Here is a 23,633-nt window from a genome sequence, read left to right as displayed (position 1 = left end):
GGCTTGGTATGGCAAAGGTGGCATTCTTGGGATTGGGCGTGATGGGATTTCCCATGGCGGGCCATCTGGCGGCCAAAGGGCATGAGGTGACGGTCTATAACCGCAGCCCGGCCAAGGCAGAGGCCTGGGTGGCAAAACACGGCGGACGCGCGGCGGCGACCCCGCGCGAGGCGGCGGCGGGTCAGGATTTCGTGATGGCCTGTGTTGGCAATGACAATGACCTGCGCGGCATCTGCACCGGGCCGGACGGGGCCTTTGCCGGGATGCAGGCCGGGGCGGTGTTTGTCGATCACACGACCGTGTCGGCGCAGGTGACGCGCGAAATGGCGCTGCTGGCCGAAAACATGGGCCTGGGCTTTGTCGACGCGCCGGTGTCGGGCGGGCAGGCGGGGGCGGAAAACGGCGCGCTGTCGGTGATGTGCGGCGGGGTGGAGGCGCAATATGCCCGCGCCGAGCCGGTGATCGCGGGATATGCCCGGATCTGCCGTCGTCTGGGCGATTCCGGTGCCGGGCAGATTGCCAAGATGATGAACCAGATCTGCATTGCCGGTCTGGTACAGGGTCTGGCCGAGGCCCTCGCGTTTGGCGAAAAGGCGGGGCTTGACGGCGAGGCGGTGATCGAGGTGATCAGTCAGGGCGCGGCCGGGTCATGGCAGATGGCCAACCGGCACAAGACCATGCTGGAAGACCGCTTTGACCATGGCTTTGCGGTGGACTGGATGCGCAAGGATCTGGGAATCTGTCTGGCCACCGCCAATGATATCGGGGCCTCGCTGCCTGTGACAGCATTGGTGGACCAGTTCTACAAGGACATCCAGCGCATGGGCGGCGGGCGCAATGACACCAGCAGCCTGATCCGGCGGTTGCGCTGATCCGCGCAGGATTTGCACCTTTCTAAAATACTCCCGCCGGAGGCGTTCGACGTCTGCGGCGGGGACCGACCTCAGGGGATGATGCGGTTATACTTCACCCCAGCCAGTGTCGCCCCGGCGATGAATCCCTGCTGACCAAAGACCAGCGCGATCACCGGCTCCATCTCGGTGGTTTCCTTGCCCAGAGAGGCGCCCTGCGCCGGGGTCGCATAGCGCACATCGGCCCCGACTGCCCAGCCGGGGCTGCGGCGGAACTGGCCCAACGCGCCCTCGGTCATGAAGAACAGCGCATGGGCATATTGCTGTGCCCCGATCTGCAGCCCAAAGGTGGCGCGGGTGGCGGAGTAATAATCCACCGTCACCCCACCGACGCGCAAGGCCCCACGGCCATACCCGCCGCCATAGATCAGCCCGGCCTCGGTAATGAGCGGCATGATCAGCACGCCCGAGGCGCGGTTGGCCAGATCGCGGGTGCCGGGGAAGTTGTTGAAAAGATAGTCTTCAGTCGAGTTCACCCGCGCGTCGATCTGGGCCGAGCCGGGGCTGCCCACACCATTGCCACAGGCCGCCAGAAACGTGGTGGCCCCGGTTGCGCCAAGAAATGCTCGTCTGGAAAATCCGCTGAATACGGTCATCTGCTGTCGCCTCTCGCCTCAATTGGCCGCCCCTAGGCGGAACAGGGCTCTGCTGGCCCGTTGCTACCAGATATAGCGGCTTTGTGTGCCGTTGTCATGCGCAGATAGGGGGTCCGGCGGCAGATTGCCGAGGCTGCGACCGGGTCAGACCTGCCCGGCGCGGATCGCGCGGGCGGCCTGCGGGGCGAAATAGGTCAGCACCCCGTCACATCCGGCCCGGCGAAACGCCATCAGGCTTTCCAGCATCACCCGGTCGCCGTCGATCCAGCCATTCAGCGCAGCGGCCCGGATCATCGCGTATTCGCCCGAGACCTGATAGGCATAGGTCGGCGCGCCAAAGGTGGTTTTCACCCGGTGGATGATGTCGAGATAGGGCATCCCCGGTTTCACCATCACCATATCGGCGCCTTCGGTCAGATCACGCTCGATCAGGCGCAGCGCCTCGTCGCTGTTGGCCGGGTTCATCTGATAGGTCTTCTTGTCGCCTTTCAATGCGCCGCTGGCCCCCACCGCATCGCGGAACGGGCCGTAATAGGCGCTCGCGTATTTTGCGGCATAGGACATGATCGCCACATCCTTGTACCCCGCACCCTCAAGCGCCGCGCGCATCGCGCCGATGCGGCCATCCATCATGTCTGACGGGCCCAAAATGTCGGCCCCGGCCTCGGCCTGGGCCAGCGACATCTTCACCAGCGCCTCCACCGTCTCGTCGTTCAGGATGATGCCATCCTGCACCAGCCCGTCATGGCCATGCGCGTTATAGGGATCAAGCGCGACATCGGTCATCACCGCAATCTCCGGCACGGCCGCCTTGATCGCGCGGATGGCGCGGTTGGCGAGGTTGTCTGGGTTCCACGCCTCTTCGCAACCAGCAGTCTTTTTCGCGGGGTCAGTATAGGGGAACAGGCAGATCGCCGGAATGCCAAGGCCCGCCGCTTCTTCCGCTGCTTTCACCACCTGATCCACGCTCAGCCGCTCGACCCCCGGCATCGAGGCGATGGGTTCGCGCAGGTTGGTCCCGTCGCGCACGAACACCGGCCAGATCAGGTCATTGACCGACAGCGTGTGTTCCTGCGCCAGCGCGCGCAGGGCCGCGGATTTGCGCAACCGGCGAAAGCGCAGGGTGGGTGTGGGGGCAACGGTCAGGCGCATGGCAGGGCTCGCATCTGGTCAGGGGCTTGCAGCTTTGGCTCTTGCCTGCCATGGAAAGGCGCGGCGCTGCAAGCCTTGCGCGCAAAATCCGGCAAAAGGTGCGACCGTTTTGGAATGGTATTCGCTGATCTTCCTGTTGATCGACATGCGGTCGTTTTCCAGCCTGTGGTACTGGATCGCGCTCGCGGTGCTGTGGTCTTCGGTCAGCCATTGGGTGCTGGGCGTGCCGTTTGACATGATCAACCGCGCCCGTAGATACGGCGAAGGCGCGGCAGAGGATCTGGCGATGCTGGCGCGGATCAACGCGCGGCGGATGCTCTATATCTCGCGCAACGGCGGGTTGTGGCTGATCGGCATCGTGTTCTTTATGCTGACCATTCTGGTGTTGCTGTCGGTGCTGTATCAGGTGGAATTCGCGCAGGCGGTGCTGTGCATGGTCGCGCCGATGGTGCTGGTCGGCTACCTGACCCTGCGGCTGGCGCTGCGGGTAGAGACGGATGCCCCCGAGGGGGCGGCGCTGGTGCGGCTGTTGATGCGTCACAGGTTTGTGGTGCAACTGATCGGGATGATTGCGATTTTCGTGACTGCCCTGTTTGGCATGTATCACAACATCACATAAGATTTGCTCTGCGGCCTGCCCTTGACGGGCGGGCTGCGGGGCGTAGGTAAGGACGCCATGAGCAAGACATCCTCTCCTGACCGTATCGTGCTGGGCGGCGCGCCCGAAGGCTTTGACGCCCGCCTGCTGGCACGGGAACTGTCGCGCGGTGTGCCGGTGATCCATGTCGCCCGCGATGACAAGCGGATGGAGGCGATGCGGACAGCACTTTCGGTGCTGGCCCCGCAGGCGGTGGTGCTGGATTTCCCGGCCTGGGATTGCCTGCCTTATGACCGGGTGTCGCCCAATCCCGATATTGCCGCGCGGCGGATGGCGACACTGGCGGCGCTTTCTGCCGGGGTGCCGGGGCCGTTTGTGCTGCTGACCACGGTGAACGCGGCAACCCAGCGGGTGCCCGCGCGTGCCACGGTGCAGGCCAGCAGCTTTACCGCGCAGGTCGGCAAGCGGGTGGATGAGGCCCATCTGAAGGGCTTTTTGTCGCGGATGGGGTTTTCGCCGGTTTCCACCGTGGCAGAGGCTGGTGATTACGCGCTGCGCGGCGGGATCATCGACATTTACCCGCCGGGGCATCCCGGCCCGGTGCGGCTCGATTTCTTTGGCGATGTGCTCGATGGCTTGCGCCGCTTTGATCCGGTCACCCAGCGCACGGTGGAAAAGCTGACGGCGGTGGATCTGTCGCCGGTGTCCGAGGTCATTCTGGACGAGGCCTCGATCACCCGGTTCCGGCAGGCCTATCGCATCGAATTCGGCGTCGGTGGCGCGGATGATCCGCTCTATGAGGCGGTGAGTGCGGGGCGCAAGCATCAGGGGATGGAGCATTGGCTGGGCCTGTTCCATGACCGGCTGGAGACGCTGTTCGACTACCTGCCGGATGCGAGCGTGATGCTGGATGATCAGGTCACCCCGATGCGGCTGTCACGGTGGGAAGGCATTGATGATGCCTACGATTCCCGGCGCGACGCGATGAGCGTGAAGGGGCGGCTGGATACAGTCTACAAGCCCGCGGCACCGGGCCTGTTGTATCTGGATGATGCCGCGTGGGAGGCGGCGGTGGCCGCGCACCGGGTGGTGCAGCTGTCACCCTATCCGCAAAGCCCCGGTCCGGGTGTTCTGGATGCGGGCGGGCGGCAGGGGCGGAATTTCGCGCCAGAGCGTCAGATGGAATCTGTAAGCCTTTTCGGTGCTTTATCTGATCATCTTCGTGTCTTGCGTCAGGACAATCAGGTGGTGATTGCCAGCTGGTCCGAAGGCGCGCGCGAACGGCTTGAAGGGTTGTTGCAGGATCAGGGCGTGCGCGACGCCAAGCGCATCAAGGATTTCCGCGATGTGCCCGAGGGGTGCGGCGGGATGTTCCTGCTGGTCTGGGCGCTGGAGCAGGGCTTTACTGCCCCCGGTCTGGCGGTGATTTCGGAACAGGATGTGCTGGGCGACCGGATGGTCGGCAAACCCCGGCGCAAGCGCAAGGCTGACAACTTCCTGCGTGAGGTCGACACGCTGACGCCGGGCGATCTGGTGGTGCATGTCGAACATGGCGTCGGCCGCTATCTGGGGCTGGAGACGATCACGGCGCTGGGGGCACCGCATGCTTGCGTGGCGCTGGAATATGCTGACAGCGCAAAGCTTTACCTGCCGGTCGAGAATATTGAACTGCTGTCGCGTTACGGCCATGAAGAGGGTCTGCTGGACCGTCTGGGCGGCGGGGCCTGGCAGGCGAAAAAGGCCAAGCTGAAAGAGCGGATCAAGGAGATTGCCGACCGGCTGATGCGGATCGCGGCGGAACGCGCGCTGCGCCATGCGCCGATTCTGGAGGCCCCGCACAGCATATGGGAGGCGTTTGCCGCGCGTTTTCCCTATCAGGAGACCGATGACCAGCTGGCGGCGATTGCCGATGTGGTGGCCGACTTGGAAAAGGGCAGCCCGATGGACAGGCTGGTGGTCGGCGATGTGGGCTTTGGCAAGACCGAAGTGGCGATGCGCGCGGCCTTTGTCGCCGCCATGGCGGGGATGCAGGTCGCGGTGATCTGTCCGACCACGCTGCTGGCGCGCCAGCATTACCGCAGCTTTGCCGAGCGGTTTCGCGGATTTCCGATTTCTGTCAAACCCTTGTCGCGCTTTGTGAGTGCAAAGGATGCGAATGCCACAAGGGCCGCGCTGACCGATGGCACTGTCGATATCGTGGTCGGCACCCATGCGCTGCTGGCCAAGGGGGTGAAGTTCAAGAACCTCGGCCTGCTGGTCATTGATGAAGAACAGCATTTCGGCGTGGGCCACAAGGAACGGCTCAAGGAAATGCGCTCGGAAATCCACGTCCTGACGCTGACCGCGACGCCGATTCCGCGCACCTTGCAGCTGTCGCTGACCGGGGTGCGGGATCTGTCGATCATCGCGACACCGCCGGTGGACCGGCTGGCGATCCGCACGTACGTGTCCGAGTTTGACTCGGTCACCATCCGCGAGGCGCTGCTGCGGGAGCGGTTCCGGGGCGGGCAGTCGTTTTATGTGGTGCCGCGCATTTCCGACCTGCCCGAGATCGAGGATTTCCTGAAAACCCATGTGCCGGAGGTGAGTTACGTGATCGCCCATGGCCAGCTGGCGGCGGGTGATCTGGATGACCGGATGAACCAGTTCTACGATGGCAAATATGACGTGCTGCTGGCGACGACGATTGTGGAATCGGGGCTGGATATTCCGACCGCGAACACAATGATCATCCATCGCGGCGACATGTTCGGTCTTAGCCAGTTGTATCAGATCCGGGGCCGGGTCGGGCGGAGCAAGACGCGGGCCTATTGCTACCTGACCACCAAACCACGCAGCCCGCTGACACCGCAGGCGCAAAAGCGGCTCAAGCTGTTGGGCAGCCTCGACAATCTGGGCGCGGGGTTCAACCTGGCCAGCCATGACCTTGACCTGCGCGGCGCGGGCAATCTGCTGGGTGAGGAACAGTCAGGCCATATCATGGAAGTCGGCTATGAGCTGTACCAGCAGATGCTGGAAGAGACGATTGCCAAGATCAAATCAGGTGAGATCAATGGCTTGGCGCCGATTGATGATGCATGGTCACCGCAGCTGAACCTGGGCCTGCCGGTGATGATCCCCGAAGATTACGTGGTCGATCTGGATGTGCGGCTGGGGCTGTACCGCCGCCTGTCCGGTCTGGCGACCAAGGTGGAGTTGGAAGGCTTTGCCGCCGAGCTGATCGATCGCTTCGGGCCGCTGCCGAAAGAGGTCAACACGCTGATGCTGATCGTGCGGATCAAGGCGATGGCGAAACGCGCCGGGATTTCGCGCATTGACGCCGGGCCGAAGGGCGCCACGATCCAGTTTCACAACGACAAATTCGCCAACCCGGCCGGGCTGGTCGATTTCATCAAGGCCGAAGGCGTGGGGGCAAAGGTGCAGGGCACCAAGATTGTGCTGCTGCGCGACTGGAAGTCAGAGGCCGACCGGATCAAGGGTGCCTTTGCCATCGCCCGGGATCTGGCGGAAAAACTTGTCCGGCCAAAGGGGTAAGGGCGGCTGGCGACAGCGCCCCCCCACCCCAACCCTCCCCCACGAGGGGGGAGGGAGGCGCTTTTTGCGGGTGGGCTGTCTACAGCCTGCGCACCACTGCGTAAGCCAACCCGGTGAACAGGGTCACGCCGATCATCAACGGCAACGGGGTGCCGTTGAAGGCCAGACCCACGGGCGCGGCCAGTATCACGGAAAACACAGTTGACAGTGCGCCCACAACGCTTGCCGCCATGCCCGCGATATGGCCCACCGGCTCCAGCGCCATGGCGTTGAGGTTGCCGATGGTCATGCCGACCATGAAGAACACGCCGATGGTCCAGATCAGATAGGCAAAGAACTCCACCGGCAGCACCTCGGGCGCGGGCCAGAGGTTGAGTGTGAAGGCAATCACGAAAGCGGCTGACACCAGCATCTGCGTGGCAAACGACACCCGGACCAGCCGGCGCATGCCCAGACGCATCACCAGTGAGGCATTCAGGAGCGAAGACGAACCGGAGACCACCGCGATCAGTGCAAAGTACAGCGGAAAGCTTTCGGCACGGCCATAGGTCTGGTCAAACAGCTGCTGGGTGGAGGAGAGTGTGCCGAACAATGCCGCAAAGCCAAGGGTTTGCGCGAGGATCGACAGACGGATGCTGCGCATGGACAGCACTTCTTTGAGCGCGGCCCAAAGTGGGGCTGCGCGAAACGGGCGACGGTCGGCGCGGGCCAGCGTCTCGGGCTGGCGCAAGGTGAGCCACAGGACAGAAACCACGGAGAATAAAAGGAAAGCCAGAAAAATGCTGCGCCAGCCAAAGCCCGCCATGATGTATTGGCCAAGCAGCGGGGCGATGGCAGGGACCAGCGTAAAGATCATCATCGCAAAGCTGACGATCCGCGCCATCCGCGGCCCGGAATGCACATCACGCACCAGCGCCAGCGACACCACACGCGGGCCGGCTGCGCCCAGGCCTTGCAGCACCCGTGCCAGCAGCATGGTTTCCAGCGTGGGCGCGATATAGGCCAGCAAAGCGCCGCCACAATACAGCAGCGCGCCGCCGACAATCACCGTCTTGCGGCCATAACTGTCAGACAGCGGCCCGGCAAACAGGGTGCCGATCCCCATGCCAAAGACAAAGCTGGTCAGGATCAGTTGCGCGTTGTTGGGCGCATCAGGGCTGAGTTCGGCGGCAATTTCGGGCAGGGCGGGCAACATCGCGTCGATGGAAAACGCGATGGTGGCAAACAACATGGCGATGAGCGCGATGAACTCGGTCTGACCAAGCGCGCGCTGTTGGGGGGAGGCGTGAGACATCGGGGGTCTCCTTTCCGCGCTTCGCTAGCATGCGCGCGGGCGGGCGACCATGGCTCTAGCTGCCTGTGCTCTGTGCGCTGCCGCGCAGTTCCGCCAGCACATCCGCCCAGACCTGCGGCGGCTGTGCGCCGGAGACCACATATTGATTGCCAATGATGAAGCAGGGCACCCCGGTCACCCCCCGCTGGCGGGCGTGGATGTCGCGGGCGCGCAACGCCTCGGTATCCTCATCGGTGGCGAGCAGGCGCTCGGTCAGGGCGCGGTCCATCCCGGCGGCCTCGGCGATGTCGGTCAGGATGGCGGCATCGCCGATGTCGCGCCCCTCGCGCCAATAGGCGCGGAACAGAGCAGAGACGATGGCGGTCTGCCGCCCCTCCAGCCCCGCCCAGTGGATCAGGCGATGCGCGTTCAGCGTGTTGGGCATACGGGGAATGGTCGAAAAGTCGATCTCCAGCCCGGCGTCGCGGGCGGCCTGTTCGACACGGGCGTAGATTTCCACCGCTTTGGCCTTGCCGCCGAACTTGGCCTCCAGATACTCGGCGCGGTCAACGCCTTCGGCAGGCATGCCGGGGTTGAGCTGGAACGGGTGCCATTCGATGTCAAACGGATGGTCGGGGGCGGATTCCAGCGCGCGGTCAAGGTTGGCCTTGCCGATATAGCACCACGGGCAGACCGGGTCGGAAAAGATGTCGAGTTTGATCATTCGGGCCTCAGAGCGCGCAGCGCGCGGCGGTTGAGTTTGGCATTGGCGCCGCGCGGCAGGGCGGGCAGGTGGTGGAACAGGCGCGGCTGTTTATAGCGCGCCAGATGGGTTTCAGCATGGGCGGTCAGCGCTGCATCGTCCAGCGGCGTTGTAGCGGTGTAGAAACAGGCAATGACAGTGACGCCGGGTTTGACCTCCACCTCGGTCACGGCGGCCTCAGCCAAGCCGGGGAAGCGGGCCATTGCCGCCTCGACCTCGACCGGGCTGACGCGGTAGCCGCCCGCGTTCATCTGGTCATCGTCGCGGCCCAGATAGGTGACGGCGCCCTGATCGCCGATCATAATGGAATCGCCGGTCAGGAACCACTCTGCGGTCATCCGGGCGGCGGTGGTCTCGGGCGCGTCGAGATAGCCCAGCATCAGGCCGGGATCGCGGCGGTCGATGGCAAGCTGGCCGGGGGTGCCGCGCGGCACGGGCGCGAGCTCGGGGCCAAGTGCTGCGATCCGCCGCCCGGTCTGGGCAAAGCCGGTGGCGCCCCCGGGGGCGGGCAAAGACGGGGATTCGGAGATGAAGGTCGAGATTTCCGACATCCCCAGCGCCTCGCACAGCGGCGTGCCGGTGGCTTCGGTCCAGCCCGCGCGCACCTCATGGCTCAGCTTTTCTCCCGCCGACAGGCCATGGCGCAGATGCGGCAAGGCCGGCAAGGCCGCGCGCAGCATCTGGCGGTAGACGCCCGGAGCGGCGGCGAAGATGGTGGCCCCATACTGCTGCAACAGGCTGGCGAGCTGCGTTGCCGGCACGCCCGCGCCGGGGATCAGGGCGGTGGCGCCCACCGTCCACGGGTCCATCAACCCGGTACCGAGCGTATAGGTCCAGTTGAACGCCCCGGCATGCAGCAGGCGGTCGGCTGCGGTCAGCCCCTCCCACCCGCCATGCATCATGCCGCGCGCGATGATGGCGCGGTGCGCATGGACCACCGCCATCGGCGTGCCAGAGGTGCCGGAGGTAAAGATGATATAGCCCGGGCGGTCAGGATCGCCCATGTGAAAGGGCGCAGGCGGCAGGCCCTCCATCGCGCGGATGTCGGCGTCATCCAGCACCGGACAGGACTGCCCCTGGGGCAGGGCCACGCCGGGGCTGGCGACGATCAGCCGGGGGGCGATGCGCGCGGCCATCGGCGTGATCTCGGCGGTGGTCAGCTGCGACGAGGTCGCCACCGGCACCATGCCTGCGGCCAACGCGCCCAGAAACAGGATCGGAAACTCCACCTGACTGCCCAGCCGCATCAGGATGCGGTCGCCGGGGTGCAGCCCGCGCGCCTGCAGGCCGGTGGCACAGCCCAGCACCGCCGCCAGAAGCTGATCATAGCGCCAGGTCTCTGCCCTCGAAGGCGTTACAATCTGCAGGGCGGTCTTGTCAGGCCAGCGCGCAGCAGAGCGCGCCAGTACATGCTGCGCCATGTTGAACGGCGAAGGCACGGTCGGGGCGGGGCCGGTGTCAAGGATGGACAGCATGGGTCTTGCCTAATCCGCCGCGCGCGCCGGTGCAATCTGAAACCCTGTCCGAATCCCTGCGGCTGCGGGAGGAAAGAACAGACGCCTCCGGCGGGAGTATTTTCAAAGCAGCAATCCCAAGGGGCACGCTCCCTGCATTGCTGCTTTCCAAATACTCATCTTTGCAAGGGTTTCATCAGGGCCCGGCTGTGCAGAACGGCCATGACCGCCTCAGCCGACCCAGCCCGCGACGCGGTTGGCGCCGCCGGAGATGTCGCGGCCAATGCCATCCACCGTGGCGCAGCCCGTCAGGGCGATCAGGGCGGCGGTGGCCGCCATCAGGGAAAGTTTACGCATGTGTCTGCCCGTTTCTTGCTTTTACTGCTCATACCACCAGAGTTCTGGCTGATAGCCGATCCAGTCGCCATAAAGCGGCGGGCGCTCGGGGAACTTGAGTTCCTTTCTGTGCGCCAGCCGCGAGACATCGGAATACCACATCGGCACGACATATCTACCCGTGGTCAGCACACGGTCAAGCGCCTGTGTGGCGGCGGCAAAGGTTTCCTGATCGGGGGCGTTCAGCATGGTGTCGATCATGGCTTCGGCGGCGGGGCTGTTCATGCCCATCCAGTTGCGGGTGCCGGGTTCCGTCACCCCTGCCGATCCCCAGTAAAGCGTCTGTTCGTTGCCGGGCGACAGCGACAGCGAGCGGATGTAATGGGTCATGTCGAAGGCATAGGCGTTTGTGCGCTCGATATATTGCGCGTTGTCCACCGTGGTCACGCGGGCGGCGATGCCAAGGCGTTTGAGGCTTTCGACATAGATTTCGGCAGCAGAGATCATGTCGCGCGCGCCATTGACCAGCAGGATCTCGAAGCTGACAGGCGCGCCTGCCGGGTCTTTGAGCACGCCTGCGTCGATGGTGTAGCCTGCTTCGGCCAGCAGAGTGGTGGCGGCGCGGATGTTGCGGCGGTTCGCCTCGGTTCCGTCGCCGGTGGGTACGGCATAGCCATCCAACGCGCCGGGGGGCAGGTCGGCGCGGAACGGCTCCAGCAACTCCAGCACGCGGCCCGTCGCCGGGGTGCCGGGGGTGAAACCCAGCGGCGAGTTGCCGAAATAGGACTGGATACGTGGGGTGACCCCGCCGTTCAGGGTCTGGTTCACCAGTTCGAAGTTGAAAGCCAGGATCATCGCCTCGCGCACGCGCCAGTCGGTGAACAGGGCGCGGCGGGTGTTCATCACAAAGCCCTCGATCCCCGAGGGGCGCTGGTGCGGGACTTCGGTTTTGACAATCGTGCCGGAGGCCACCTCGGGCCAGTTATAGCTGTTGGCCCATTTCGCCGGGTTGGTTTCGCGAAAGGAGGTGATCAGCCCGCCCTTGAACGCCTCGAACACCACGCCGCCATCGCCGAAGTAGTCAAAGCGTACCTCGTCAAAGTTGTGCTGGCCCTCGTTGAAGGGCAGATCCTTGCCCCACCAGTCGGGGTTCTTTTTGAAGCTGACATAGCGCCCGGTGTCGAACCCGCCCACGATATAGGGGCCGGAGCCGATCGGGGCAGTGAGTGTGCTTTCCTCGAACACCTTGCCCTCCCATTGCGCCTTTTGCAGGATCGGGCGCAGGCCGAGGATCAGCGGCAATTCGCGGTCTTGGGCGTTGAAGGTAAAGCGGACCGAACGCGGGCCGGTGACCTCGGATTTCGCGATCTTGTTCCAGGCGGTGTGGTAGCGCGGGTTGCCGAGGGTGCCGAGGGTTTCGAACGACCAGACCACGTCTTCGACAGTGACGGGGGTGCCGTCAGAGAATCGGGCCTCTTCACGCAGGGTAAATTCTGCGTAGGTCCGGGCCGCGTCGGTGGTGATCGATTCGGCCAGAAGGCCGTACATCGAGAAGGGTTCGTCGTAAGAGCGGCCCATCAAGGTCTCGACCGTGAGGCTCGCCACAGCCGCCGGGGCGCGGCCCTTGAGGATGAACGGGTTCATCGAGTCAAAGCTGCCGGACTCGCCGAACACGATGCGCCCGCCCTTTGGCGCATCGGGGTTGGCGTGGGGCAGGGACACAAAATCCGGGGGCAAGGCAGGCTCGCCATACATAGCTATGCCATGCGCCGGAGAATCACCCAGCTGTGAAAGCGCGGGAGCAGCGGTGATCGCGAGCAAAACGGCAGCCGCAAATCCCTGTCTGATGTAGAAAAAATGACGTCCCATTCCGGCAACAATCCCCCGTGGCCTTGGTTTCTTGGTGTGCAGGCTACGGCGGCTTGTGAGCCTTTTCAAACTTTTAACTTGGCCATCGGCGCAAGGCGGCGTATATAAGTCCTACTGCTCGATAGGTTTCTTGCCTGTATGAAACCTGCCTCAATAACTTAACGCCGGCTCAGGCCGGCGTTTTTTTTTGGCGTTGCGGGAACGGGGCCCCCTGTCATTCGCGTTTGCAGCATGTAACCTGTCGCAAATGCAGCAAAGGGGAAGACCATGATCCTGATGGGCAAGACCGCCATCGTGACCGGATCGAATTCCGGGATTGGCCTCGGTGTCGCCGAGGAGCTGGCGCGGGCCGGTGCCGATGTCGTGATCAACAGTTTCACCGACCGCGAGGAAGATCACGCGCTGGCCGGGGCCTTGGCGGCACGGCATGGGGTAAAGGTGCGCTACATCGCCGCTGATATGTCTAAGGGCGATGACTGCCGCCGGTTGATTACCGAAGCGGGGGCCTGCGATATTCTGGTCAACAATGCCGGGATTCAGCATGTGGCGGCGATCGAGGAGTTTCCGGTCGACAAGTGGGATGCGATTCTGGCGATCAACCTGAGCTCGGCGTTTCACACCACTGCAGTGGCGTTGCCGATGATGCGCGAAAAGGGTTGGGGCCGGGTGATCAACGTCGCCTCCGCCCATGGTCTGACCGCCAGCCCCTACAAGTCGGCCTATGTGGCGGCCAAGCACGGGGTGGTGGGCTTTACCAAGGTCACCGCGCTGGAATGTGCCGGGCAGGGGATCACCGCCAATGCGATCTGCCCCGGCTATGTGCTGACGCCGCTGGTCGAGGCGCAGATCCCCGATCAGATGAAAAAGCACAACATGGACCGCGAGACGGTGATCAAACAGGTGATGCTGGAGCGTCAGCCGAGCCGGGAGTTTGCCACGGTCGAACAGATCGGCGGGACGGCGGTATTTCTGGCATCAGACGCGGCGGCACAGATCACCGGGACCACGATTTCGGTCGATGGGGGCTGGACGGCGCTGTAACGCCGCGCCATCAAGGCCCCCAGTTTGGGGCCTTGCCCCTCAAAGGTGTGGGGCTTGCCCCTCAGAAGTGCGGGGCTTGATGAGCGACATTCTGTGCATAGGGTCGGTGCTGTGGGACATCATCGGCCGCGCGCCCGCATCGTTGCGGCTGGGGTCGGATGTGCCGGGGCGGATCACCCGGTTGCCGGGAGGGGTTGCGATGAACATCGCGATGACCCTGACCCGCTTTGGCCTGCGGCCGGCGCTGCTGACGGCGGTGGGGCGCGATGCAGAGGGCGACGAGCTGATCGCGGCCTGTCTGCGGATGGGGCTGGACTGCTCACATGTCTACCGCTCGGATGATCTGCCGACCGACCGCTATATGGCGATTGAGGGGGCGAACGGGTTGATTGCGGCGATTGCCGATGCGCATTCGCTGGAAATGGCGGGCGACAAGATTCTGCGCGCGCTTGGCGATGGCGCGCTGGGGTCTGTGGCCCAGCCCTATGCCGGTCTGATCGCGCTGGATGGCAATCTGACCGAGGCGCTGATTTCCGACATTGCGCGTTCGCCGCTGTTTGCACAGGCCGATCTGCGGGTGGCCCCGGCCAGCCCCGGCAAGGCAGAACGGTTGTTGCCGCTGTTGGGGCATCCGAGTGCGACACTTTATGTTAACCTTGAGGAAGCCGGGCTGATCGCCAAAGGCCGCTATGAAAGTGCGGCGGAGGCAGCAGAGGCCTTGCTGGCGCGGGGCGCGGCGCGTGTGCTGGTGACCGATGGCGGGCGCGACGCAGCCATGGGGACGGCGGGGCAAGGTGTGATCACCGGGCGGCCGCCGCAGGTGCTGGTCACACGGGTGACGGGCGCCGGCGACACCTTCATGGCCGCGCATATCGTGGCCGAAGCGCGCGGGGAGCCGCGCGCGCAGGCTTTGGAGGCGGCGCTGCGCGCTGCTGCTGACTATGTTTCTGGAGATATCGGATCATGATGCTACCGCTGACATTCTCGCCCGAAGTGGCACAAGCGCGCGCCACTGGCGCGGCCATCGTGGCACTGGAATCAACCATCATCACCCATGGCATGCCGTTTCCGCAGAATGTGGAAACTGCGCGGGCGGTCGAGGATGAGATCCGCAAGCATGGCGCGGTGCCTGCGACCATCGCCATCATGGACGGTCAGATTCACATCGGTCTGACGGCGGATGAGCTGGACCGGCTGGGGCAGGCGCAGGATGTGGCCAAACTGAGCCGCGCCGATCTGGCGGCGTGCCTTGCCACGGGCGGCATCGGCGCGACCACGGTGGCGGCAACGATGATCTGCGCGCATCTGGCGGGGATTTCGGTCTTTGCCACCGGCGGCATCGGCGGGGTGCATCGCGGGGCGGAAACCACCTTTGATATCTCTGCCGATCTGATGGAGCTGGCAGCGACCCCGGTAACGGTGGTGGCAGCGGGCGCCAAGGCGATTCTGGACTTGCCCAAAACGCTGGAGGTGCTGGAAACCCATGGCGTGCCGGTGATCGCTTTCGGGCAGGATGAGTTTCCGGCGTTCTGGTCGCGCTCATCCGGTCTGAAGGCGCCACTGCGGATGGATACAGCGGGCGACATTGCCGCCGCGCAGATCCTGCGTACCGCCCTTGGCCTGCCCGGCGGACAGCTGGTGGCCAACCCGATCCCGGTGGAGGCCGAGATTGCCAGCCATGAGATCACCCCGGTCATCGAGCGTGCGCTGCATCAGGCCGAGGCAGAGGGGATCAGCGCCAAGGCGGTGACGCCCTATCTGCTGGACCGGATGTATGAAATGACCGAAGGCCGCTCTCTGACCGCCAATATCGCCCTTGTTCTGAACAACGCACGGCTGGGGGCGGCGATTGCACGCGAAATGGTGGCAAGAGCCGGGACTGTCGCATAAATTTCGTGTTGGTGCGGTGGTCTGACAGCATCAGCCCATTGTGCCGGGGCGGGCCGCTCCCTAACTATGGCGCGACCAGCGAGGGATCATGTCAGAACCAATACACCCGACCAAACGGCGCAGCCTGCTTGCGGGGCTGCGTTCGTCCTTTCTGACCGGCCTTGTGGTGGTTCTGCCCATTGGCCTCACGATCTATCTGATCTGGACGGTGGTGGGCTGGATCGACGGCTGGATCCTGCCGCTGATCCCCGGTCCGTGGAAGCCGGACGTTCTGGTGCGGCAAGTGTTTGGCTCCGAGGCGACGATCCCGGTGCGCGGGGTCGGGGTGGTGGTGTTCCTGATCTTTACCATTCTGGTGGGCTGGATCGGCAAGGGCTTTATCGGGCGCAAGTTTCTGGTCTGGGCCGAGGGTCTGGTCGACCGGATGCCGATCGTGCGCTCGATCTACAACGGGTTGAAGCAGATTGCCGAAACCGTGTTTTCCCAGAACGAAGCCAGTTTTGAGCGGGCCTGTCTGGTGCAATACCCAAAGGAACATATCTGGGCCATCGGTTTTGTTTCGACCCGCGCCAAGGGTGAGGTGCAGGCCAAGCTGAACCACGAGGGCTATATGAATGTGATCTCGGTGTTCCTGCCGACCACACCCAACCCGACCTCCGGGTTTTTGCTTTACGTGCCCGAGGCCGATGTGGTGTTTCTGGATATGAAGGTGGAAGACGCGGCCAAGCTGATCATCTCGGCCGGGCTGGTCTACCCCAATGGCAAGGATGCCGCCGGGGTGCCGGTGAGCAACCCGTCAGCCAAATAGCGTGCGCAGATCAAAGCTGGCCTCGTGTCCCAGCTTTTTGCCATGTGCCTCCAGAAACCCGTCTGTGGCCGCATGGCCCGCAGCCCGCAGCCGCGCAATCAGCGTGGGCGTGGGCGACATTTTCGTGGCCCCGGTCATTTCTGTCATCAGCGCATCATCGCTGACCAGATGGGTACGGATCGCCTTCATCGTGCCGCTTTCCAGCCGCCCGTCGCGCAGCAGGCGGCGCACGAAATGCACGGCGCGCAATTCACCCAGCAGCGCCGAGTTGAAGCTGATTTCATTGACCCGGTTCTGAATGTCGATCGGCGTTTTCGGCACGCCTTCGCGCAGCATGGGGTTGATCGACACGATCAGAACATCATCGGGCAAATCTGGCTGATACAGCGGGAACATCGCCGGATTGCCGGCATAGCCGCCATCCCAATAGGCGTGACCGTCGATTTCCACCGCCTGAAACACCGTCGGCAGGCAGGCCGAGGCCATCAGCGCCTTTGGGGTGATTTCGTCGCCGGAAAAAATGCGGATGCGCCCGGTATCAACCCGAGTCGCCCCGATGAACAGGCGCGGGCCCTCATTGGCGCAGACCTGGCTGAAATCCAGCCGCCGCACGATCCGCTCCAGCGGGTTGCGCCACATCGGCCCCCAAGCATAGGGGGTGTAGACCTGCGCGGCCATGCCCGCGGGCGAGAATGGCGACATCGACATCGCAAACTGCCCCAGCGCCTCGAACCCGGGGACCATCGGCTGCATCCATTCGGGGATGCGCAGATCGGACACCCGCGCCACATCGCGCCACAGCTTGGCCAAAGACGCCATTGCGCCCTTGCGCCCGCCGCTGATCATGCCCGCCTTGAGGGCTGCCGCGTTCAGTGCGCCCGCCGAGGTGCCGGAAATCGCGGCAATCTCGATGTTGTCTTCCTCCAGCAGCCGGTCGAGTACGCCCCAGGTGAACGCCCCATGCGCGCCGCCGCCTTGCAGGGCCAGGTTGATCCGGGTGGGCTGGGCTTTGGTCAATTGTGTTCTCCTTGTTGCCGTTCAAACTAGTGTTTCTGCGGTGCAGCGCAAGGTTCGCGCTTGCCATTCACCGGGGATAGGGGTAACGACACGCCACTTCACAGGCAGGTGCGGGCCATGGCGGGGAGAAATCCTGTCTGGTCCACCGGTTGGGGGAAACCCTGAGAACACTTGCCGAGGCGCAAACCGGAAAAGGATATATGGACATGGCGCTCCCAGAATTTACCATGCGTCAGCTGCTTGAAGCTGGCGTTCACTACGGTCACCAGACGCAACGCTGGAACCCGAAGATGGGCGAATACATCTACGGCGACCGCAACGGGATTCACATCCTCGACCTGACGCAGACTGTTCCGATGCTGGATCAGGCGCTGAAAGTCGTGCGTGACACGGTTGCCAAAGGCGGCCGCATCCTGTTCGTCGGCACCAAGCGTCAGGCGCAAAAGCCGATTGCTGAAGCCGCAGAGCGTTGCGCGCAGTTCTACATGAACCACCGCTGGCTGGGTGGCACGCTGACCAACTGGAAAACCATTTCCATGTCGATCCAGCGTCTGAAGCAGATCGACGAGCAGCTGGCTGCCGGCGCCGAAGGTCTGACCAAGAAAGAACGTCTTGGCATGGAACGCGACCAGTCCAAGCTGCAGGCCAGCTTGGGCGGCATCCGCGAAATGGGCGGCACGCCTGACCTGATCTTCATCATCGACGTGGGCAAAGAAGACCTGGCGATCCTGGAGGCCAAAAAGCTGGGCATCCCGGTTGTGGCCGTGGTTGACACCAACTGCTCGCCCAAAGGCGTGGATTACGTGATCCCCGGCAACGACGATGCGGCCCGTGCCATTGCTCTGTATTGCGAGCTGATCGCCCGTGCAGCGCTTGACGGCATGTCGGCCCAGATGGGGGCTGCTGGTGTTGACCTCGGTGCGCTGGAAGATGCGCCCGTGGAAGAAGCCGTCGCTGCCGAAGCCTGATTGGCTGTCGTCAATTTGTGACATGGCGGGGGGATAACCCCCGCCAACCCCATTTTATGGAATTCGGGAGACTGACCATGACAATCACCGCTGCAATGGTGAAAGAACTGCGCGAATCCACCGGCGCAGGCATGATGGACGTGAAAAAAGCCCTGACCGAAAGCAACGGCGACATGGACGCCGCTGTGGACTGGCTGCGCACCAAGGGCCTGGCGAAAGCCGCCAAAAAGGCCGACCGCGTGGCTGCCGAAGGTCTGGTCGGCGTGGCGGTGACCGATGGCCGCGGTGTGGCTGTCGAGATCAACTCGGAAACCGACTTTGTGGCCAAGAACGCCGATTTCCAGGCGCTGGTGCGTGATGTTGCCAATGTGGCGCTGACCACCGGCGACTCGGTCGAAGTGGTGAAGGCCGCGCATCTGAACGGCAAGACCGTGGATGATGTGATTCAGGAATCGATCGCCCGTATCGGCGAGAACATGACCTTCCGCCGGATGCACCTGCTCGAAGGCAGCACGGTTGTGTCCTATGTCCACAACGCGGCGGCGGATGGCATGGGCAAGATCGGCGTCTTGGTTGCGCTGAACGGCCCGGCTGACAAGGCACAGGCCATTGGCAAGCAATTCGCGATGCACATCGCCGCCACTGCACCGCTGTCGCTGTCGGAAGCCACGATGGATCCGGCACTGATCGAGCGCGAGCTGACCGTGCAGACCGCCAAGGCACTGGAAGAAAACGCGACCTCGGCCAAGCCAAAGCCGGAACAGGTGATCACCAACAACATCATTCCGGGCCGGATGAAGAAGTATCTGGCAGAAAACACCCTGCTGGGTCAGGCCTTTGTCATCAATCCGGATCTGACGGTCGAACAGGCCGCCAAAGAAGCCGGCGTTGAGATCACCGGCTATGCCCGTGTGGCTGTCGGCGAAGGCATTGAGAAAAAAGAAGAGGATTTCGCTGCTGAAGTGGCGAAAATGGTTCAGGGCTGATTTCAGCCTAAAGCAGACGGAACCAGGGCGGCCTTTCGGGGCCGCCCTTTTTCATGGCGCACTGCAAGACAGAGATGCGGACACACAACGTCAGATATGAAAAAACGGTGCATCCCCAAGGGACGCACCGTCTATTGCAAGCACCACACCTTCTGGGGATGAGGACAGGGCGCCAGCGACACTAACTGCAGATCGGGCCAGAAATTTGCCCAGGCCGCAGGGTTAAGGCCCGGAGAGCAGGGGATTCCCACCGGACGATACTGAAACAGGCATCAGGCCGGTGGGAATGCACCGTCTGCAGCCTGCCGTTCCATTTGCCCGAAGGCGACCACTCATGGAACAAGGGGACAATGCACCCGAACATGACGCAGGGTAAGTCAGGATTTCCCTACCATCGGAGCCTTGGGAACACGCTGGAAAATCATGTTCAAAAGTGAAGCTTTTGCAACAGCTTGCGTGGTGGTCTCGACCTGCAGCGCCTCACGCGCCAGACGCAGGTGCTTTTCCACCATGGCGGCGGAAACCTCCATCAACATGGCGACATCCTGCGTGGTCTTGCCATCGGCCACCCATTCCAGCGCCTGACGCTGACGCTCGGTCAGGCTGCGCTTGGCCTTTGGCTGGGGCAGGGTGATGATCTTGAGGTGCATGAGGTGGGCAACGGCGAGAATTTCGTCGCGGTGCCTCTCCCAGATCGCCTCAACCTGATCCGGACTGATACCGGGGTCGGCGATCAGCCCCAGCGCGCCTTTTGACCGGGTGGTGGTTTCGGGAAAGCTGACCGAAACCCCGGCGACGACCCCGATGGCAAAGTTCTGCCGCACGGCATCCATCTCTTCGGGGGTCAGTTGGCCGGCCTCGAACGCGTCTTTCACCCATTTCCACGTACAGGCCCCGACATTGGACACCGCCCAGCGATAGACCGGGGTACGGGCATAGAACCCGTTCTGAAAGTAGAACCGGGCGTAATCGGCATTGCCGGTGGTCAGAAAAATCGCGTCATCGGGGTCACCGACATTGCGCATATACAAAAACCGCGTGAAGCCATAATTGGCGCGACCAAAGCCCAGACTGCCGAAAAAGGCGGATGCCAGATCCCAGACCTCCTCGACCGTAGCGGCCTCGGCCATACGCGAAATCAGCGGCAGAACTGCCGTCATACCATTCCCCATCGTTGTGCCATTGATGGCGTCTTGTCCTTATCCCTGACTGTGTTCTAACCCCGGATGACCGTTTGGTCAAACTTCCGTGATTCTGAAAAGGGCAAGTGATGCGGGCAGATGTGGTCGTGATCGGCGGAGCGGTGATGGGGTCTTCGGTAGCCTATTGGCTAACCCTGATGCAGCCCGGTCTGGAGGTGCTGGTGGTGGAGCAGGACCCCAGTTTTGCCCGCGCCTCGACCGCGCTGTCGGTGGCCTCGATCCGGCAGCAGTTTACCACGGCGGTCAATGTCGAAATCTCGCGCTTTGGCCTGCAGTTCATCCGCGACTTCAAGGCCCGGATGGGTCTGGATCTGGGGTTGAAGGAGCAAGGCTATCTGTTTCTGGCGCAAAGCACCGAGGGCGCGGCAACCCTGCACGATGTGGCGCAGATGCAGCGCGGTCATGGGGCCGCGACCGAAGTGTGGACGCCCGAGCAGATCAAGGCACGGTTTCCCTGGCTGGAGGTGGGCGATCTGAGCGCGGGCAGTTTTGGCCCGACGGGAGAGGGCTGGTTTGACAACATGGGCCTGATGTCGGGCTTTCGCGCGATGGCAAAGGCCCAAGGCGCGCGCTTTGTCACCGACCGGGTAACAGGCTTGCGGATGGCCGGCGGACAGGTGGCGGGCGTGGTGCTGGAGCGGACGGGGGAGGTGGCCTGCACGCATGCCGTCAACGCCGCCGGCACCCGCGCGGCAGAGGTGTGCCAGATGGCGGGGCTCGATCTGGCGGTGGAGCCGCGCAAGCGCACGGTTTTCGTGATCGACGCGCCCAATGCCCGCCACCCGGACGCGCCCTTGCTTGTCGATGCCGGGTTCTATCTGCGGCCCGAGCAAAACCACTGGATCACCGCGACCGTGCCGCAGGATGATGGCCCATGCGCGGCGGATGATTTCGAGCCGGATCTGCATCTGTTCGAACAGATGATCTGGGAACAGCTCTATGCCCGCGCACCTGGGTTTGACGCGGTAAAAGTCATGCGGCACTGGGTCGGGCATTACGCCTATAACACGCTGGATCAGAACGCCATTCTCGGGCCACATCCCGAAGTGCCTAACCTGTTGCTCTGCAACGGCTTTTCCGGCCACGGCTTGCAGCAATCGCCTGCGGTCGGGCGCGGCATTGCCGAACAGATCCTGACCGGCAGCTGGCAGACGCTGGATCTGAGCGATCTGTCGGTGGGTCGGATGATCGAGGGCCGCGCCTTTCGTGAGCTTGCCGTGGTCTAGGGCTTTGCGGTCTCGCAGCGGGGCAGGGCACGGCAATCGCGCGCGGCCTTTGGGGCGAGCGCCAGCATGGCGTCATACATGGTCAGATAGACAGTGCCGGTCAGGTCGTGCAGCAGATGGGTGCGCAACAGGCGGTCCATCACCGGGCCCTTGACCTCGGCCAGATGCAGTTGCACCCCGGCATCGTGCAGGCGCGTGTTGATCGCCTCCAGACTCTCGACCGCGCTGCTGTCGATGTCATTGACCGCCACACAGTTGAGCACGACGTGGCGGATCGCCTTGTCTTCGGCAATGGCGCCCAGAAGGGTATCTTCCAGAAACCGCGCGTTGGGGAAATACAGCGCCTCGTCGATGCGCAGGGCCAGCACATCGGGCACGGTTGTCACGGTATGGCGGCGCACGTTGCGGAAATGCTCGGTGCCTTGCACCTGACCGATCACCGCCACATGCGGTTGTGAGGTGCGGTACAGATGCAGCAGGATCGACAGCGCCACACCGGCGGCGATGCCCGCCTCGACACCGACCAGCAGCGTCAGCAGGATCGTCACCGCCATGGCGGCAAAATCGGCGCGGTTCGACGCCCAGACCCGCCGGATTGCGGCCAGATCGACCAGCCCCAGCACAGCGACGATAATGGTTGCGGCCAGCGTGGCCTTTGGCAGATGGCTGAGCAGGGGGGTCAGAAACAGCGTCGCCAGCGCCATGGCAAGGGCGGTAAACGCACCCGCCGCCGGAGTCTGCGCCCCGGCATCAAAATTCACCACCGACCGCGCAAAGCCACCCGTCACCGGAAAGCCGCCCGACAGCCCGGCGCCGATATTGGCGGCCCCCAGTGCCACCAACTCCTGATCCGGATCAATCCTTTGCCGCCGTTTCGCCGCGAGGGTCTGCGCCACCGACACGGTCTCCACATATCCCACCAACGAGATCAGCGCAGCGGGCAGCAGGATCGCCTGCCACAGCGCCGGGTCCAGCGGTGGCAGCGCGGGCATCGGTAGGCCGGTCGGAATGTCGCCCACCACCGCCACACCATGCGCGGCCAGCCCAAAGCCCCAGGTGGCCAGCGTGGTCAGCGCCACCGCCAGCACGGGGGCCGCCCGCACGATCACTGTGGCCAGACCGGGCCTGACGCCCGCGCGCAGCAGCACTGCTTTCAGCCGCGTACGCGCCCACCACAAAAAGCCAAGCGCAAAGCCGCCAAGCAGCAGCGTGAACGGGTTCAGCCCGCTGATGCCGCTCAGGATGCCGGTCACCACCGCCACCAGCGTATGGCCCGGCGCGGCAATGCCAAGGATGCCGGGAAGCTGGCCCACGGCGATCAGGACCGCCGACGCACTGATGAACCCCGAGATCACCGGATGGCTGAGAAAGTTGGCAATGAACCCCAGCCGCAACAGGCCCATGCCCAGCAGCATCAGACCGGACAGAACCGCCATGGCAATGGCAGCACCCAGATACTCCGCCGTGCCTTGTGCCGCGATCTGACCGACCGCCGCCGCCGTCATCAGGCTGACCACCGCCACCGGCCCAACCGCCAGCGTGCGCGAGGTGCCAAACACCGCGTACAGCAGCAAGGGCGCGATCGAGGCATAAAGCCCAACCTCGGCCGGCAGACCGGCCAGCAGCGCATAGGCCAGGGATTGCGGGATCAGCATGATCGTCACGATCAGCGCCGCCAGCAGATCAGCGCCAAAGGTTGGCTTGTCATAGACCGCAAGCCATTCAAGGATCGGGAAATATCGTCTCATCACACGCTCCGCTTTGACGCATACATAGGGAAGACGCGAATACATAGCAAGTTATGAATATAACGGCGCGCCGGGCTAGCGTTGTGGCAGACAGTGCGATTACATTACATAATACTGATTATAGGCTTAATATATGTAGGCGCAAAGTAGAAATGTCCCATGTGAGCAAAGTTAAAGTGTCACCCTCCCTGTGTTGCCAGCTTGGCGCTTTGGAGGATGCACATGGGATGGGTCATGATGAGCGAGCGCGAGCTTGGGCGG

At 63.5% G+C, this 23,633-nt stretch carries 20 protein-coding genes; 10 read left to right on the top strand and 10 right to left on the bottom strand.

What is annotated here, in order from left to right; genetic code table 11:
- Positions 1 to 8: 8 nt before the first annotated feature.
- Entirely contained in the window at positions 9 to 872 is an 864-nt protein-coding gene (locus tag D1012_RS16315; RefSeq protein WP_118154734.1) for an NAD(P)-dependent oxidoreductase, read from the top strand.
- 71 nt (positions 873 to 943) lie between these two features.
- Here D1012_RS16315 and D1012_RS16310 read toward each other — a convergent pair whose 3' ends face one another.
- Both D1012_RS16310 and hemB read right to left on the bottom strand, forming a co-directional pair.
- Positions 944 to 1,507 (bottom strand): lipid-binding SYLF domain-containing protein, encoded by a 564-nt coding sequence (locus tag D1012_RS16310; RefSeq protein ID WP_118154731.1) that lies wholly within the window; start codon positions 1,505 to 1,507, stop codon positions 944 to 946.
- A 144-nt stretch (positions 1,508 to 1,651) separates the two neighbouring features.
- On the bottom strand, positions 1,652 to 2,659 hold the full coding sequence (hemB, locus tag D1012_RS16305) for a porphobilinogen synthase (RefSeq protein WP_118154728.1): 1,008 nt from the start codon (positions 2,657 to 2,659) through the stop codon (positions 1,652 to 1,654).
- Between hemB and D1012_RS16300 the strand changes: the two genes are divergently transcribed.
- Entirely contained in the window at positions 2,658 to 3,278 is a 621-nt protein-coding gene (locus tag D1012_RS16300; protein WP_233517155.1) for a component of SufBCD complex, read from the top strand. The two genes, hemB and D1012_RS16300, sit on opposite strands and share 2 nt — an antisense overlap.
- A 57-nt stretch (positions 3,279 to 3,335) precedes the next feature.
- The gene (gene mfd / locus D1012_RS16295; protein ID WP_118154725.1) at positions 3,336 to 6,791 is read left to right on the top strand and encodes a transcription-repair coupling factor; all 3,456 of its coding nucleotides are present in this window, start codon (positions 3,336 to 3,338) and stop codon (positions 6,789 to 6,791) included.
- A 79-nt stretch (positions 6,792 to 6,870) separates the two neighbouring features.
- On the opposite strand, the gene D1012_RS16290 is transcribed toward mfd, so the two are convergent.
- The 5 genes from D1012_RS16290 to D1012_RS16270 all read right to left on the bottom strand — a co-directional run bounded on the left by D1012_RS16290 (position 6,871) and on the right by D1012_RS16270 (position 12,486).
- Positions 6,871 to 8,085 (bottom strand): multidrug effflux MFS transporter, encoded by a 1,215-nt coding sequence (locus D1012_RS16290; protein WP_118154721.1) that lies wholly within the window; start codon positions 8,083 to 8,085, stop codon positions 6,871 to 6,873.
- A gap of 55 nt (positions 8,086 to 8,140) precedes the next feature.
- Positions 8,141 to 8,788 (bottom strand): DsbA family oxidoreductase, encoded by a 648-nt coding sequence (locus D1012_RS16285; RefSeq protein ID WP_118154718.1) that lies wholly within the window; start codon positions 8,786 to 8,788, stop codon positions 8,141 to 8,143.
- Positions 8,785 to 10,302: a class I adenylate-forming enzyme family protein gene (locus D1012_RS16280; protein WP_118154715.1), complete on the bottom strand. Its 1,518-nt coding sequence runs from the start codon at positions 10,300 to 10,302 to the stop codon at positions 8,785 to 8,787. Before D1012_RS16280 ends, D1012_RS16285 begins: the two co-directional genes overlap by 4 nt.
- Before the next feature lie 210 nt (positions 10,303 to 10,512).
- Positions 10,513 to 10,638, bottom strand: a complete 126-nt coding sequence (locus tag D1012_RS16275; RefSeq protein WP_118154712.1) for an entericidin — start codon at positions 10,636 to 10,638, stop codon at positions 10,513 to 10,515.
- Positions 10,639 to 10,659: 21 nt separating this feature from the next.
- Positions 10,660 to 12,486: an extracellular solute-binding protein gene (locus D1012_RS16270; RefSeq protein ID WP_435530930.1), complete on the bottom strand. Its 1,827-nt coding sequence runs from the start codon at positions 12,484 to 12,486 to the stop codon at positions 10,660 to 10,662.
- Positions 12,487 to 12,753: 267 nt separating this feature from the next.
- Here D1012_RS16270 and D1012_RS16265 point away from each other — a divergent pair, with 267 nt between their 5' ends.
- The 4 genes from D1012_RS16265 to D1012_RS16250 all read left to right on the top strand — a co-directional run bounded on the left by D1012_RS16265 (position 12,754) and on the right by D1012_RS16250 (position 16,225).
- Positions 12,754 to 13,527 (top strand): 3-hydroxybutyrate dehydrogenase, encoded by a 774-nt coding sequence (locus D1012_RS16265; RefSeq protein WP_118154704.1) that lies wholly within the window; start codon positions 12,754 to 12,756, stop codon positions 13,525 to 13,527.
- 79 nt (positions 13,528 to 13,606) lie between these two features.
- Positions 13,607 to 14,494 carry a PfkB family carbohydrate kinase gene (locus D1012_RS16260; RefSeq protein ID WP_118154701.1) on the top strand — a complete coding sequence of 296 codons (888 nt, stop codon included), beginning with the start codon at positions 13,607 to 13,609 and terminating at the stop codon, positions 14,492 to 14,494.
- Positions 14,491 to 15,417, top strand: coding sequence for a pseudouridine-5'-phosphate glycosidase (locus D1012_RS16255; RefSeq protein ID WP_435530929.1), 927 nt, complete (start codon positions 14,491 to 14,493; stop codon positions 15,415 to 15,417). Before D1012_RS16260 ends, D1012_RS16255 begins: the two co-directional genes overlap by 4 nt.
- 88 nt (positions 15,418 to 15,505) lie before the next feature.
- Complete coding sequence (locus D1012_RS16250; protein ID WP_118154698.1) at positions 15,506 to 16,225, top strand: DUF502 domain-containing protein; 720 nt, start codon at positions 15,506 to 15,508, stop codon at positions 16,223 to 16,225.
- Here the strand turns inward: D1012_RS16250 and D1012_RS16245 are convergent.
- On the bottom strand, positions 16,214 to 17,242 hold the full coding sequence (locus D1012_RS16245) for a patatin-like phospholipase family protein (RefSeq protein WP_118154696.1): 1,029 nt from the start codon (positions 17,240 to 17,242) through the stop codon (positions 16,214 to 16,216). The genes D1012_RS16250 and D1012_RS16245 overlap by 12 nt on opposite strands.
- 200 nt (positions 17,243 to 17,442) lie before the next feature.
- Here D1012_RS16245 and rpsB point away from each other — a divergent pair, with 200 nt between their 5' ends.
- Together rpsB and tsf are read left to right on the top strand one after the other, a co-directional pair.
- On the top strand, positions 17,443 to 18,210 hold the full coding sequence (rpsB, locus tag D1012_RS16240; protein ID WP_118154693.1) for a 30S ribosomal protein S2: 768 nt from the start codon (positions 17,443 to 17,445) through the stop codon (positions 18,208 to 18,210).
- Positions 18,211 to 18,287: 77 nt separating this feature from the next.
- Positions 18,288 to 19,196 (top strand): translation elongation factor Ts, encoded by a 909-nt coding sequence (gene tsf, locus D1012_RS16235; protein WP_118155152.1) that lies wholly within the window; start codon positions 18,288 to 18,290, stop codon positions 19,194 to 19,196.
- A gap of 377 nt (positions 19,197 to 19,573) precedes the next feature.
- Here tsf and D1012_RS16230 read toward each other — a convergent pair whose 3' ends face one another.
- Positions 19,574 to 20,356: a helix-turn-helix transcriptional regulator gene (locus D1012_RS16230; protein ID WP_158569378.1), complete on the bottom strand. Its 783-nt coding sequence runs from the start codon at positions 20,354 to 20,356 to the stop codon at positions 19,574 to 19,576.
- Positions 20,357 to 20,466: 110 nt separating this feature from the next.
- Between D1012_RS16230 and D1012_RS16225 the strand changes: the two genes are divergently transcribed.
- Complete coding sequence (locus D1012_RS16225; RefSeq protein WP_118154687.1) at positions 20,467 to 21,624, top strand: NAD(P)/FAD-dependent oxidoreductase; 1,158 nt, start codon at positions 20,467 to 20,469, stop codon at positions 21,622 to 21,624.
- On the opposite strand, the gene D1012_RS16220 is transcribed toward D1012_RS16225, so the two are convergent.
- The gene (locus tag D1012_RS16220) at positions 21,621 to 23,372 is read right to left on the bottom strand and encodes a SulP family inorganic anion transporter (RefSeq protein ID WP_118154684.1); all 1,752 of its coding nucleotides are present in this window, start codon (positions 23,370 to 23,372) and stop codon (positions 21,621 to 21,623) included. The genes D1012_RS16225 and D1012_RS16220 overlap by 4 nt on opposite strands.
- Positions 23,373 to 23,633: the final 261 nt, after the last annotated feature.

Origin of the sequence: Pseudotabrizicola alkalilacus, from assembly GCF_003443995.1 — a bacterium.
Classification (GTDB): Bacteria; Pseudomonadota; Alphaproteobacteria; order Rhodobacterales; family Rhodobacteraceae; genus Pseudotabrizicola; species Pseudotabrizicola alkalilacus.
Note: the sequence above shows the minus strand (reverse complement) of the source record. Positions and strands in the feature narration are given on the sequence as shown.

Coding starts and splice junctions, on each gene's coding strand:
- D1012_RS16315 (WP_118154734.1), top strand. CDS start 9: ATGGCAAAGGTGGCATTCTTGGGATTGGGCGTGATGGGATTTCCCATG.
- D1012_RS16310 (WP_118154731.1), bottom strand. CDS start 1,507: ATGACCGTATTCAGCGGATTTTCCAGACGAGCATTTCTTGGCGCAACC.
- D1012_RS16300 (WP_233517155.1), top strand. CDS start 2,658: ATGGCAGGGCTCGCATCTGGTCAGGGGCTTGCAGCTTTGGCTCTTGCC.
- hemB (WP_118154728.1), bottom strand. CDS start 2,659: ATGCGCCTGACCGTTGCCCCCACACCCACCCTGCGCTTTCGCCGGTTG.
- mfd (WP_118154725.1), top strand. CDS start 3,336: ATGAGCAAGACATCCTCTCCTGACCGTATCGTGCTGGGCGGCGCGCCC.
- D1012_RS16290 (WP_118154721.1), bottom strand. CDS start 8,085: ATGTCTCACGCCTCCCCCCAACAGCGCGCGCTTGGTCAGACCGAGTTC.
- D1012_RS16285 (WP_118154718.1), bottom strand. CDS start 8,788: ATGATCAAACTCGACATCTTTTCCGACCCGGTCTGCCCGTGGTGCTAT.
- D1012_RS16280 (WP_118154715.1), bottom strand. CDS start 10,302: ATGCTGTCCATCCTTGACACCGGCCCCGCCCCGACCGTGCCTTCGCCG.
- D1012_RS16275 (WP_118154712.1), bottom strand. CDS start 10,638: ATGCGTAAACTTTCCCTGATGGCGGCCACCGCCGCCCTGATCGCCCTG.
- D1012_RS16270 (WP_435530930.1), bottom strand. CDS start 12,486: ATGGGACGTCATTTTTTCTACATCAGACAGGGATTTGCGGCTGCCGTT.
- D1012_RS16265 (WP_118154704.1), top strand. CDS start 12,754: ATGATCCTGATGGGCAAGACCGCCATCGTGACCGGATCGAATTCCGGG.
- D1012_RS16260 (WP_118154701.1), top strand. CDS start 13,607: ATGAGCGACATTCTGTGCATAGGGTCGGTGCTGTGGGACATCATCGGC.
- D1012_RS16255 (WP_435530929.1), top strand. CDS start 14,491: ATGATGCTACCGCTGACATTCTCGCCCGAAGTGGCACAAGCGCGCGCC.
- D1012_RS16250 (WP_118154698.1), top strand. CDS start 15,506: ATGTCAGAACCAATACACCCGACCAAACGGCGCAGCCTGCTTGCGGGG.
- rpsB (WP_118154693.1), top strand. CDS start 17,443: ATGGACATGGCGCTCCCAGAATTTACCATGCGTCAGCTGCTTGAAGCT.
- tsf (WP_118155152.1), top strand. CDS start 18,288: ATGACAATCACCGCTGCAATGGTGAAAGAACTGCGCGAATCCACCGGC.
- D1012_RS16230 (WP_158569378.1), bottom strand. CDS start 20,356: ATGACGGCAGTTCTGCCGCTGATTTCGCGTATGGCCGAGGCCGCTACG.
- D1012_RS16225 (WP_118154687.1), top strand. CDS start 20,467: ATGCGGGCAGATGTGGTCGTGATCGGCGGAGCGGTGATGGGGTCTTCG.
- D1012_RS16220 (WP_118154684.1), bottom strand. CDS start 23,372: ATGAGACGATATTTCCCGATCCTTGAATGGCTTGCGGTCTATGACAAG.